Raw genomic sequence first — 11,981 nt, 5'->3', positions numbered from 1 at the left:
CGAGTCCAATAGTTTGCCAAAATCGAAAACTACGACAAAAGTGCCTTTCAACAGCAACGTTACGAAACCGCAAGGTGCCATCCCGGAAAACGCGGCAGCGGGTGCCACTTTGTGCGCGTCTCTTGACGGCAACTTACCGGTGAGTAAGTTTTCTCCGGTCCGGGGGAACCGCCTGAAGGGATGGCAAAGAGAACATGTCCATGCAATTGACGATGAAGCCGTATGTGACGGTTGGCGTCGCGCTGGTGGGTGCCAGTGTCATCGCGGTAGCGCCGATCGCCCCGCGGGCCGATCTGCACATGCCGCCGGTCACTCTGGCGGCGTCCATCGAGAATCCCATCAAGGTCTTCACGCCGGTCGTCAATGCCGCCGGTGACCTGATCCGGGAGACGCTGCAGGCCGAGTTCGCCGATCCGTTTCCCATCCTGCGTCAGATCTTCGCCAACCAGCAGTACACCGTCTCGAAGCTGCTTGCGGCCATCAACGGCGGCGGGGCCGCGCTGACCGAACTGGTGCAAGGACTGCCGGCTGCGTTGAACGCCGCAGGTGCCATCCTGCGCACCGGCAATGTCAACGGCGCGATCGACAGCCTGGTCGCGAGCGGCCTCGGGCCGATCCTGAACTTCATCTCCGGTGTCACCGTGCCGCTGCAGGACGCGTTCGAACGTCCGTTTGCGGTCGGCCAGGAACTGGTTGCCGCAGCGTTCGAGAGCGGGCTCGCGCTCACGGTGGCGCTGGCACAGACGTTCATCGGCATCGGGTTTCCGGTGGGGACCACCCCGGTCCTGCAGAACCTCGTCACGGTCACCGAGTCGGTGCTCAAGTCGATCGGGACACTGAACCCGATCAATGTCATCAACGCCGTCCAGAACGGTGTCGCCGACGTGCTGCTGAACGCGATCACCCATGTCAGTGATTTCATGGTCCAGACGGTGCCCTACATCCGCGACGTGATCGTCAACGCGCTCAAAGCCGGTCAACCGGCGACGGCGGACACGACCGCGTCGGTGGCGACCGCACCGACGGCGGCCGCCCAGACCTTCACAATCGCCGTCCCCGGTGCCGAAACCGACGGCTCCGCAACGGAGGTAACCCCGGTGAGCGCCGGCGAGGAGTCGGCCGGGATGCCGACGCCGACGCCCGCCGAGGAAGCCGTGACCGAGGTGCCTGCCGAGGAGGCCGTGACCGAGACGCCGGCCGAAGAGGCCGAAGCGGTCGAAGAGGCGGAGGAACCGGAGGAGGCAGCCGAGCCCGCCGCCCGGCCCACCCTCAAGAAGGCCGGGTCCGGCAAAACCTCGCCCAAGCGGGCGGGTAACCCGCGCGCCGCGGCCTGACCGCACGACAATGAGTGGTCTCCCTCGCCGGTCCGGTGGGGGAGACCGTTCTCACGGCCTGGTCACCGGTCTGCCGGTGATCGCCGGAACGCGACAATGACGATCACGGCGGCCGCGAGGGCCAGCGTCGCCGCCAGGGTCGCGGTCGGTGCGATCCCCGAATCGAAGGCGGTATGCGCCGATTCCAGCAGCTTCTCGGCGGTCGACGCGGGCAACTCGCGCGCCACCGCGGTCGCGCCCCCGATGCTCTCTGCTGCGTCCCCGGCCTGAACCGGGGTCAGCCCGGCAGGTACCTCGACGTTGGCGCGGTAGAACGCCGTGAAGATGGTGCCGAGGGTCGCCGCCCCCACCACCGCGCCCAGCTCGTATGCCGTCTCCGAAACAGCAGATGCGGCACCGGCTTTCGCCGCCGGCACCGAGGCCACGATGGTGTCGTTCGAGATCGTCTGGGAAACACCGACACCGAGTTCGAGCACGACGAACGACACGATGATCGCGGCCACCGACAGATCGTGGCGGAACAGCAGGATCAAGATGAAGCCGGCCGCGACGAACACCAGGCCGAAGACGATCAGGGTCTGAGCGCTGAAGTGCTTGGCCGCCTTCACCACCGAGATGCCGGCGATCATGGACACCACGGCGCCGGGCAGGGTGACCAGACCGGCCTCCAGCGGGCTCAGCCCGAGTACCAGCTGCAGGTGCTGGGACACGAAGAAGATGAACCCGATCAGCCCGACGATCGACAGGAAATTCGCCAGCACCGACGAGGTGAACGGCCCCGAGCGGAACAGCTCCATGTCGAGCATCGGTATGGGCCTGCGGTTCTGGCGCCGCACGAACAGCACGCCTGCGCCGATGCCCACCACGACCGCGGCCGCGACGAGCAGCGACGGACCGTCGTGCGCGGCGGTCTTGATGGCCCAGACCAGCGGCAGCATCGCCACGAAGGACAGCACCACGCTGACCAGGTCCAGCGGGCCCGGATTCGGGTCACGGGACTCGGGCACCAGTTTCGGAGCCAGGATCAGCAGCGGCAGCAGGATCGGGATCGCAATCAAAAATACCGAGCCCCAATGGAAATGCTCGAGCAACGCGCCACCGACGATCGGCCCGAGGGTCGATCCGGCGGTGAAGCAGGAGGCCCAGATGGCGATGGCCAGCCGGCGCGCCGACGCCTCGGTGAAGATGTTGCGGATCAACGACAGCGTCGACGGCATCAGCATGGCGCCGAAGAAGCCCAGCACGGCACGGGCGAGCACCAGCATCTCGGCACTGGGCGCGAAGGCCGCGACGGCGGACACGATGGCAAAGCCGGCGGCACCGATCATCAACAGCCGCCGCCTGCCGATGCGGTCACCGAGGCTGCCCATGGCGACCAAGAGGGCGGCCAGCACCAGCGAGTACACATCGACGATCCACAACTGGGTGGACGCCGCGGGCCGGAAATCCTCGGCGATCGCCGGGAGCGCGAAGGCCAGGACGGTGTTGTCGATCGCGATCAACAACACCGGCAGGGTCAGGACCGCGAGCGCTATCCAGGACCGCCGTGGTGTGGTCGTCGGCGGTGTTGCCGACCGGGTGGTCATTTGATGGTTCCTTCGGTGAGGCTGTTCATGATGGCGTCGACGATCTGGTGTCGCGGTGTGCGGTCCTGCTTCATGGCTTCATAGCCCGACAGCAGCAGTGACCAGAACACCCGTCGCGACCAACCGGGCGGGTATTCCGGCTTGTCCGCGCTTGCGCGCGCCAGGATCTCGGCGATCGCCTCATCGCCGGTGTCGAGGTGGGCGGCCAGGTCGGGATCGGCCTGAATCGTCGGCTCGGTGTAGACGAAGAGCACGATCGGCCCCAGGTCGAGCTGGCTTTCCACCACCCGGCGCAGCGCGGCGTGCACGGGACCGCAGTTCGGGTCGGCGGCCTCGATGGCGGCATTGCTGGCGGCGTGCACCTGCAGGGCGACCGCGCGGAGCAGGTCGCTGCGCTCGGGGAAGTGCCGGTGCAGCGTGCTGCGCCCGACACCGGCGACCTCGGCGATATCGGTCAGGGTGGCCGCCGGATTGTCGGTGATGACCGAGATGGCGGCCTCGATGATGGCGCGCCGGGTGCGGCCACGCGCACCCGGTTCACCCATGTCCAGGACACTCATGCCGCCAACTGTAGCAACATTATCCCAAAATGGGACATTCGTGTCCCATTTTGGTTCAGGTGGGTGGCCTCACCTGGAGTCGGGCCAGTTCGCGGCGGTGCCGTTCGGCAAGCACGGCGGCCAGTACGTACTCCGGTGGCGCACCCGGCGGCGGCGGCGGAGCGATGCGCGCCACCACGTCACCGGCGATGCGGTGCGCCATCTGTTCGCGCATCCGGGGATCCAGTTGGCCGGCCCGGGACAGGAACTGCCGCGCCATATCGGCCTGCTCGCCACCGAGCCCGGACAGCTGCAGGCTCGCCGCCCACCACGCCAGTTCCGGCGGCATCAGCGGCGGCGGATTCAGCCTCGGGGCACGCTCGCTGATCACCATGGTGCCTGCGAACACGTCGCCGATCCGCTTCCCCCGCGGCGAGATCATGCTGCAGATGACCGCGGGCCCCCCGGTCAGCATCCAGATCTCGACGATGCTGGACAGGGCGCGAAAAACCGCCTGCCGCAACCGCTCTGGGCCGCCATCATCGGAGACCACCCGCAGTCCCAGGGCCATCTTGCCCAGCGATCTGCCGCGGGTGGCGGTTTCGAACACCACCGGATACCCGACGAGAACCAGCACCATGAAGATGAGCAGCACCGCCGCCGAGAGCGCCGGATCCAGCTCGGACAAGGTCAGCGCCCACAACATGGCCAGTACCCCATAACCGGTGGCCATCACCGCGACGTCGATCAGCGCCGCCGCGGCCCGCACCGGCAGCTGCGCGATCGACACCTCGAGCTGGACGGCATCACCGGTCACCACGGGTTCTGGCTGGAAGACCATGCAACAGACGCTACTAGGATCGCAGGAGTGGATGTCGACGCGTTCGTGCTCGCCCACACCCCGACATGGGACCGCCTCGAGCACTTGGTCAAGCGCCGCCGCAAGCTCACCGGAGCCGAGGTCGACGAACTCGTCGACCTGTATCAGCGGGTGTCGACCCATCTGTCGATGGCGCGCAGCGCGACCGGTGACGCGGTGCTGGTCGGCAGGCTCTCGGGTCTGGTGGCGCGGGCGCGCGCCGTGGTCACCGGCGCGCACGCACCGCTGGGCAGTGAGTTCGTCCGGTTCTGGACCGTCTCGTTCCCGGTCGTCGCCTACGACTGCCGGCGCTGGTGGCTGGCTTCGGCGCTGGGCTTTCTGGTCGTCGCGATCGTGATCGGATTCTGGGTCGCCGGTAGCCCGGAGGTGCGGGCCACCCTGGGTACGCCGGCCGAGCTCGAGCAGCTGATCAACCATGACTTCGAGTCGTATTACAGCGAGAACCCGGCAGGGTCGTTCGGGCTGCGGGTATGGGTGAACAACGCGTGGGTGGCCGCGCAGTGCATTGCCTTCGCCATCCTGCTGGGCTTGCCGATTCCCTGGGTGCTGTTCCAGAACGCCGCCAACGTCGGGGTGTCCGGCGGGCTGATGTTCGGTGCCGGGAAGGGCGATCTGTTCCTGGGGCTGCTGACCCCGCACGGTTTGCTGGAGTTGACGGCGGTGTTCCTGGCCGCCGCGGCCGGAATGCGGCTGGGCTGGTCGGTGATCGCACCGGGGGACCGGCCGCGCGGACAGGTGCTGGCCGAACGGGGCCGCGCCGTGGTCTCGGTGGCCGGCGGGCTGGTCGTGGTGCTGCTGATATCCGGGTTGATCGAGGCGCTGGTGACGCCGTCACCGCTGCCGACCTACGCCCGCATCGCGATCGGTGTCGGCGCCGAGATCACCTTCCTGGCCTATGTGTTCCATTTCGGGCGTAGGGCATCGCGAGCCGGGGAGACCGGCGATCTCGACGATGCGCCGGACGTGGTGCCCACCGGTTAGAGCTTCCCTGCCGCCTTCATGGCCAGGTAACGGTCCGCGAGCGCGGGTGCGAGTTGTTCCGGGAGCGCGTCGATGACGTCGACACCGTGGCTGCGTAGTCGGGTGGCGATCGTATGCCGCGCGGTGCGGGCGCGTTCGGCCGCCGCCGCGTCGTAGGCCTGCGCGGCGTCGGCGCGCCCGGCCGCCAGCGCATCCACCCGCGGGTCGGAGACGGCCGCCAGCAGCACCTGGTGCTTCGCGCACAGCTGCGGCAGCACGCTCATCAGACCCTCGTCGAGGGCCGAGGCGTTCAGATCGGTGAGCAGGACGACCAGCGCCCGGCGGCGCACCCGTCGGTGGACCGCGGCGACCATCGCCGCGGCATCGGATTCCACCAGCGCCGGCTGCAGGGGTGCCATCACCGTCACCAGCTGGGCGAGCAGTTCGCGGCGGGACGCGTTGAACAGGCCAGCTCGGGAGACCCGGTCGTGGGCAAGAAAATCCACGTGATCACCGGCCCGGGCCGCCAGCGCCGCCAGGAGCAGTGCCGCATCCATCGACCAGTCCAGCCGCGGCCAGCCCGCGGGATCCGAAGACAGCGGGTCCACCCCGATCCGCCCCGCCGATGTCCGACCGGTATCCAGCACGATGACCACCCGCCGGTCACGTTCGGGACGCCAGGTGCGCACCACCACGTCGGCTCGACGGGCCGTCGCGCGCCAGTCGATGGACCGCACATCGTCACCGACGACGTATTCACGCAACGAATCGAACTCGGTGCCCTGACCGCGGATCAGGATCGGCACCATGCCGTCGAGCTCGCGCAGTTTGGCCAGCCGCGAGGGCAGGTGCTTGCGGGACAGGAACGGCGGCAGGATGTGCACCCGCCAGGGCACGTCATGAGAGCGTTGCCGCCCGGCCAGTCCGAGCGGGCCGACGGTGCGCACGGTGACCTGTGCACCGTCCTGGTCACCGCGTCGCGCGGGTGTCAAGGTGGTGACCAGCCGCGCCCGCCCACCGGCCGGGATGACGACCGGCCGGGTCCGCGGATGTGCCCGGGCGCTGGGCGCCCACGCGTCGCGGATCTCACCGCGCACCCGCCGCGCCCCCGGATTGTGCACTTCCACGGTGATGTCCACCGGCTGTCCCAGCCGTGCCGAGGTGTCACCGGAGCGGGTCAGCGCCAGCTGTCCCGGGCTCGCTGCCAGGGCGGCGTCGGCGATCAGCACGATGGCGATCACCACCAGCATGGCGGCGAAAGTCGCAGCGGGCCAGGGCGATACCACGATCGGCAGGATGCCGAACAGCGCCAACAGGCCGGCCCGGCCGGTCAGGATCACCAGCGTGGCACCGGGACCGAGGCCAGGATGCCGTCCAGCACGCCGTCGGGGCTGGCGCCTTCGAGCTCGGCCTCCGGCCGCAGTGCGATCCGGTGGCGCAGAGTGGGCCTGGCCATCGCCTTGACATCGTCGGGTGTCACGTAGTCGCGGCCCGACAGCCAGGCCCAGGATCGTGCCGTGGCCAGCAGGGCGGTCGTGCCGCGCGGGGAGACCCCGAGTTGCAGGGCCGGGGAATGTCTGGTGGCACCGGCGATGTCGACGAGGTAGCCGAGGATCTCCTGGGCCACCAGGACCTTGCGCACCGCCGCGCGGCCGGCGGCCAGTTCGGCCGGCCCGGCGACCGCGGTGAGCCCGGACAGATCGCGGGGGTCGAATCCGGCGGCATGTCGGCCCAGGATGGCGATCTCCTGATCGCGTGGCGGCAGCGGCACATTCAGTTTCAGCAGGAAACGGTCCAGTTGGGCCTCGGGAAGCTGGTAGGTGCCCTCGTACTCGATGGGGTTCTGGGTGGCCGCCACAATGAACGGGTCCGGCAGCGGACGGGCCTGTCCGTCGACGGTGACCTGTCGCTCCTCCATCGCTTCCAGCAGCGCCGCTTGGGTTTTCGGCGGGGTGCGGTTGATCTCATCGGCCAGCAGCAGGTTGGCGAACACCGGGCCGGCCCGAAACTCGAACTCCGCGGTGCGGGCGTCGTACACCAGGGATCCGGTGACATCGCCGGGCATCAGGTCCGGGGTGAACTGGACCCGTTTGAAATCCAGCTGGAGCGTGGCGGCCAGGCTGCGTACCAGCAGCGTCTTCGCCACGCCCGGTACACCTTCGAGCAGCACGTGGCCGCGGCAGAGCAGCGCGATGACGAGTCCGCTGACCACGGCGTCCTGGCCGACCACGGCCTTGGAGATTTCGGTGCGCAGCGCGAGCAGCGCCTCCCTGGCGGCATCCGGGTGCGAAGGTGACGTCACGACTGTGCGACCTGCCTTTCGAGATCATCGAGTTGGTGGGCGAGTTCGAGAAGTTCGGCGTCGGTCTCGGGGGCCGGACCGAACAGCACGGAGCCGAAGTCCCGGCCGACACGTTGGGTGAGCGCCGCGGCCACGGCCGGTGGCGACGCGGAGCGCCCGAGGCCGAGTCGGGGAAGCAGGCGGGCGAGCGCCGCGGTACGTAGTGCGTCGGCCGCGCGGTCACGTGCGCGGTGGGAGCGGTACAGCCGGGCCCGGCCCTCCACCGTCTCCGACGCCCGCACCACGACGGGCAGTTGCTCGGCGACCAGCGGCCCCAGTCGGCGCCCGCGCCACCAGGCGACCAGCACCACCGCGAGGCACAACTGCAGGACCGCCCAACCGACCTGGCTGGGCGCCAGATCCAACAACGATGCCTCACCGGAGGATTCGCCCTGCAGGCGCTGCGGCGCATACCAGATCACCCGGTCGCGGGTGCCGGCCAGATTCATCGCCAGCGCCGCGCTGCCCTGCCCCAGCAGGCCGGCGTTGGTCATGAAGTCCGCGCTGCCGACCACGGTGGTGGTGCGTCCGGATTCTGTGAAGCGCACCAGCGCACCGTCATAGCAGCGCGTGACCGGCAGGTCGCCGTCGCTGCGGTAGCTGTCGCTGATGCCGAACTGCACGTCCCCCGATGTCACGGCTTCCCGCAGATCGCAACCGGGTTGGCCGCCGAACTGCACCGTACCGTCCAGCCGGATCGACGGTGCCAGTCGTTCCCGGGTGCGTGCGGCGGGGGCGACCAACAACCGGTCGCCGGGAAGGTCGGCCAGGGTGGCCAGATCGGCGTCGTCGAGCAGAAAGAAGGTCTGGGCGATGAGGATCAGCGTGTCCGGACGCGCCGCCGCGGCGACATCGTCGACGTCCTCGGCGACGACCACGTCGACCCCCTGGTCTTCCAGTAGCGTGACCAGAGCGTGCGCGCCGTCGGGGGAGGTGGAGCCGGCCTCCATCAGGCCACCCGGGCGCGGTGCGGTGAGATAGGCGCTGAGCGTGGACACCAGCGCAATCACCAACAGCGCGAGGAGAACCCAGCGTGCTGTCCGCCAACGTTGCTTGATCACGCTGTGCCCGCCCGCAGCAGGTTGCGATCCAGTGCGGCGATCTGCCGGTAGCCGGTTTCGGTGCCCTGCTTTGCCCCGTAGCTGACGCCGTTGAAGGTGTCTGCCGCGTAACCGAACTCGGCTGCCAGGTCGGGCCGCGCCGCCGCGGCGTCGTGGGCCAGCTCGGTCGCCGTGCGGCCGGGCACTGCATCCAGGAAGCCCGTCTCCTCCAGCCCACGCGCCACCGCGCGTAACCGGTGCCGGATGGCCAGCGCCCAATCGCCTTGTGCGGCAAACCTCTCAGCCTCGGTGCGATGTTGCGCGGCGCTGAGATCGTGATCACCGAACAGCGAGCGTGCCGATCCGCGATTCGTGCGCATGGTGCGCCGGGCGATCCGGATCGCCACGAAGACCGCCACGGCGAGGACGGTCAGCAGCAGCGCCAGGGTGATCCAACCACCGGGTAACCACGATCCGTTCGTGAAGACCTTGTAGAGGATCTCGTCGAGCCAGGCCAGCAGTTGTTCGGTCAGCGACGGTCGGGGATAGATCGGCTTGCCGAGTTCGCGCTGGGCAGCATCGTGCGCGGCGTCGCCGTCGATGTTGATACCGGTCACGTCAGGGCCGGCGGGTCAGCCACAGGTAGTCGGTGGAATCGGCGGGGGAGGCCGGACCGATACCGGCGCCGGTCTGCAGGACGAGGTCGAAGGCCTCGGCGCGGATGCGCCGATCGGTGTACTGCAGTACCACCACCCCGGCGGTGAACGGGGCGGTGAGGATCTGTCCGATCGCGCCGCCGATGGAGGCGAGAGCCAGACCGGCCAGCGCGGCGCCGGCCGAACCGCCCATGATGATGAGCGCCTGTGATCCGAGGCTGAACGGCATGGCGACCGCCCCGGAGATGAGCCCGGCGACCAGCACCGCCAGCAGCCGGATACCGAGAACTCGCCAGAAGTCGTGGCGCACCAGGGCAAAGGACCGCTCGATCGCGGCGATGACGGGCAGTCGCTCCAGCACGATCAGCGTGGGCGCGAAGCTGAGCTTGGTGAACAGGAACGCCAGCGCCACAATCGAACCGAGCACCAGCGGCACACCCACGGCGAATGCGAACCAGCCGTTCAGGGCGAACGCGACCGCGGTGATGACCCCGGCGACCGCCGCCACCAGCAGGACGGCGCCCAGCGATTCCAGCGCGGTGTAGACCAGCAGCGCGAGCAGTCTGCCCTTCACCCGCTGCCATGCCTCGGCGATGGTGATGGGCGAGCCGAACACCGCCCGGCCGACGATCACGGTGAGCAGTCCGCTGAGCAGGATCATCGAGATCCAGGTGGCCAGACCGCCGGCCAGCGCGCCGAGGACGGACCCGACCAGGATCGAGACGTCGGGATCCGGGCCGGTCAGATTCGGCGGCTCCAGGATCCCGCTGGTGGCCAACGGCCCGAACTGCAGCAGCAGGGCCAGCGACTGGGCGATGACGACAACGATGGCGGTGACGCCCAGGGTGGTCTTCGGGTTGGCCCGGATATAGCTGAACGCGCCGTTGAAGATGTCGGACAGGTTCAGCGGGCGCAGCGCGATGATGCCGGGCTTGATCGGCGGCTGGTAGTAGGGCGGCGGCTGGTTGTACGGCGGCGGTTGGTTGTACGCGGGGTAGGGAGGCGGTGGCGGGTAGTACGGGTGGTACCCGCCTGCGTCGCTACTCATGGTTCCATCCTGTCATTGGCGTAGCGTCGCAGCCATGTCGGAATTGAAGGCCAGGCTGCGGACCGATCTGACTGCGGCGATGAAGGCCCAGGACAAACTGCGCACCGCGACGTTGCGCATGTTGCTGGCATCGATCCAGTCCGAAGAGGTTTCGGGCAAGCAGGCCCGTGAGCTCTCGGACGAGGATGTGCTGAAGGTGCTGTCGCGGGAGGCGAAGAAACGCGGTGAGGCCGCCGAGATCTACACCCAGAACGGGCGCGGTGAGCTGGCGGCCAATGAGCACGCCGAGGCCCGTGTCATCGACGAGTACCTGCCCACACCGTTGACCGATGCCGAGTTGGCCGATGTGGTGGACACCGCGCTGGCCCAGGTCGCCGAGGAACTCGGTGAACGGCCCGGGGTCAGGCAGATGGGTCAGGTGATGAAGGCGGCCAATGTCATCGCCGCCGGCAAGGCCGACGGGGCCCGGTTATCCGCGGCGGTGAAGGCTCGCCTGTAGCTCCGCGTGGGCACGGCGCTCGACGAGCAGCGCGACGTAGTCGCGGACCGTGCTGGCGATGAAGTGCTTGTGGGCCTGCGCGACGGTGGCGCTGACCTGCTCCGCGGGCACGTCGGTGAAACGTTTCATGAGCCGGTCTTCGACATTCGCGATCTGTTCACCTTCATCGATCTTGAGCACGTCAAGATCTTTGTTGACCGTCGACTGGCCGGTCAAATCGGTGCGGCGCGTCTTTGCTCACACGCCGTCAGGAACACCTCCCGGGTCGCTGCGCTCCTGCCCGCCGAGCCGCCACAGGGCCTGCTGGCTGGTGTTGGCGATCAGTGAGCCGGTCTCGTCGTACAACCCGCCGACCACCAGTCCGCGGGAGTGGCTGTTGCCCAGCGAGTCGACCTCATACCGGTGCCAGGCATCGGGGCGGAACGGCCGGTGAAACCACACCGAGTGGTCCAGGCTGGCGGCGTAGCCGACGTCCTCACCGACCGGGGTGCCGGGTGGGCGGGCGGCGGGCACCGGGCCCAGGTCGGACATGTAGGTCAGGGTGCAGGCCTGGATCAGCGGATCGTCCTCGATCCGGTCGCGGGTGCGGATCCAGAACGGCGGGACCGCGAACGGCGAATCGTCGTCGGGATTGCAGCGCAGTTCGAACCGGTCGACCACGTCCAGGTCCGGGTTCTTCGCGAGGGCGTCGACGAGTTCGACGCTGGGCGCCCGCGGCGGGAACCAGTCCGCGCCAGGTTCGTCGACGTGGAAGGACGCGATCATCTCCAGGATGACTTTGCCCTGCTGGCGGGCGGTGACGCGGCGGGTGTCGAAGGATCGGCCATCGCGGGTGCGCTCGACCTGCAGTTCGACATCGACCCCGTGTTGTCCACCGCGGACGAAGTAGGCGTGCAGCGACTGCGGTCGCTTGTCGGGATCGACGGTCGCGCCCGCGGCACCCAGCGACTGGGCGGCGATGAGTCCGCCGAACAGCCGCGCCCCCGGCCCGCTCCACTGCGGGGCGATGAACACATCGCCGTCGCGGTCGAAGTCGAGCAGGCCGGCGATCCAGCTCTTGGTGGTCATACCCGGACCGTATCAACCGCTTGGTTGGGA

Annotated in this window: 13 protein-coding genes; 3 read left to right on the top strand and 10 right to left on the bottom strand. The window is 68.7% G+C overall.

Translation table 11 applies throughout. The features are described 5' to 3' along the window. Positions 1-194 precede the first annotated feature (194 nt). Positions 195-1,334, top strand: a complete 1,140-nt coding sequence (locus C6A86_RS26305) for a hypothetical protein (protein ID WP_142407037.1) — start codon at positions 195-197, stop codon at positions 1,332-1,334. A 62-nt stretch (positions 1,335-1,396) separates the two neighbouring features. On the opposite strand, the gene lfrA is transcribed toward C6A86_RS26305, so the two are convergent. The 3 genes from lfrA to C6A86_RS26290 are packed head-to-tail and all read right to left on the bottom strand — an operon-like array spanning position 1,397 to position 4,300. Further along, positions 1,397-2,920 (bottom strand): efflux MFS transporter LfrA, encoded by a 1,524-nt coding sequence (lfrA, locus tag C6A86_RS26300; protein ID WP_105364801.1) that lies wholly within the window; start codon positions 2,918-2,920, stop codon positions 1,397-1,399. After that, positions 2,917-3,480, bottom strand: coding sequence for a TetR/AcrR family transcriptional regulator (locus C6A86_RS26295; RefSeq protein ID WP_105364802.1), 564 nt, complete (start codon positions 3,478-3,480; stop codon positions 2,917-2,919). The genes lfrA and C6A86_RS26295 overlap by 4 nt, the downstream gene beginning before the upstream one ends. A 55-nt stretch (positions 3,481-3,535) precedes the next feature. Further along, a complete protein-coding gene (locus tag C6A86_RS26290) occupies positions 3,536-4,300 on the bottom strand; it encodes an RDD family protein (protein WP_105364803.1) in 765 nt (254 codons plus the stop codon). A 27-nt stretch (positions 4,301-4,327) separates the two neighbouring features. Here C6A86_RS26290 and C6A86_RS26285 point away from each other — a divergent pair, with 27 nt between their 5' ends. Next, on the top strand, positions 4,328-5,320 hold the full coding sequence (locus C6A86_RS26285) for a stage II sporulation protein M (protein WP_105364804.1): 993 nt from the start codon (positions 4,328-4,330) through the stop codon (positions 5,318-5,320). Here C6A86_RS26285 and C6A86_RS26280 read toward each other — a convergent pair. Genes C6A86_RS26280 through C6A86_RS26260 form a run of 5 tightly spaced genes read right to left on the bottom strand, consistent with a single transcriptional unit; the run spans position 5,317 to position 10,384 of the window. Continuing rightward, positions 5,317-6,639, bottom strand: a complete 1,323-nt coding sequence (locus C6A86_RS26280) for a DUF58 domain-containing protein (protein WP_105364805.1) — start codon at positions 6,637-6,639, stop codon at positions 5,317-5,319. The two genes, C6A86_RS26285 and C6A86_RS26280, sit on opposite strands and share 4 nt — an antisense overlap. Further along, positions 6,636-7,601, bottom strand: coding sequence for a MoxR family ATPase (locus C6A86_RS26275; RefSeq protein WP_105364806.1), 966 nt, complete (start codon positions 7,599-7,601; stop codon positions 6,636-6,638). The genes C6A86_RS26280 and C6A86_RS26275 overlap by 4 nt, the downstream gene beginning before the upstream one ends. Then, the gene (locus tag C6A86_RS26270; protein ID WP_105364807.1) at positions 7,598-8,701 is read right to left on the bottom strand and encodes a DUF4350 domain-containing protein; all 1,104 of its coding nucleotides are present in this window, start codon (positions 8,699-8,701) and stop codon (positions 7,598-7,600) included. The genes C6A86_RS26275 and C6A86_RS26270 overlap by 4 nt, the downstream gene beginning before the upstream one ends. After that, positions 8,698-9,297, bottom strand: a complete 600-nt coding sequence (locus C6A86_RS26265; protein ID WP_105364808.1) for a DUF4129 domain-containing protein — start codon at positions 9,295-9,297, stop codon at positions 8,698-8,700. Before C6A86_RS26265 ends, C6A86_RS26270 begins: the two co-directional genes overlap by 4 nt. 1 nt (position 9,298) lies before the next feature. Further along, on the bottom strand, positions 9,299-10,384 hold the full coding sequence (locus C6A86_RS26260; protein ID WP_105364809.1) for a hypothetical protein: 1,086 nt from the start codon (positions 10,382-10,384) through the stop codon (positions 9,299-9,301). A gap of 34 nt (positions 10,385-10,418) precedes the next feature. On the opposite strand from C6A86_RS26260, the gene C6A86_RS26255 reads away from it, so the two are divergent. Beyond that, positions 10,419-10,883 carry a GatB/YqeY domain-containing protein gene (locus C6A86_RS26255; protein WP_105364810.1) on the top strand — a complete coding sequence of 155 codons (465 nt, stop codon included), beginning with the start codon at positions 10,419-10,421 and terminating at the stop codon, positions 10,881-10,883. Here C6A86_RS26255 and C6A86_RS26250 read toward each other — a convergent pair. Then, on the bottom strand, positions 10,854-11,063 hold the full coding sequence (locus C6A86_RS26250) for a three-helix bundle dimerization domain-containing protein (protein WP_311100928.1): 210 nt from the start codon (positions 11,061-11,063) through the stop codon (positions 10,854-10,856). The genes C6A86_RS26255 and C6A86_RS26250 overlap by 30 nt on opposite strands. 57 nt (positions 11,064-11,120) lie before the next feature. Next, positions 11,121-11,951 (bottom strand): acyl-CoA thioesterase II, encoded by an 831-nt coding sequence (locus C6A86_RS26245; protein ID WP_105364812.1) that lies wholly within the window; start codon positions 11,949-11,951, stop codon positions 11,121-11,123. Positions 11,952-11,981: the final 30 nt, after the last annotated feature.

The sequence above is a fragment of the Mycobacterium sp. ITM-2016-00316 genome, assembly GCF_002968335.2.
In the GTDB taxonomy this organism is placed as follows: Bacteria; Actinomycetota; Actinomycetes; order Mycobacteriales; family Mycobacteriaceae; genus Mycobacterium.
The sequence above is the reverse complement of the archived record's forward strand: the minus strand, read 5'-3'. Positions and strand labels throughout refer to the sequence as shown.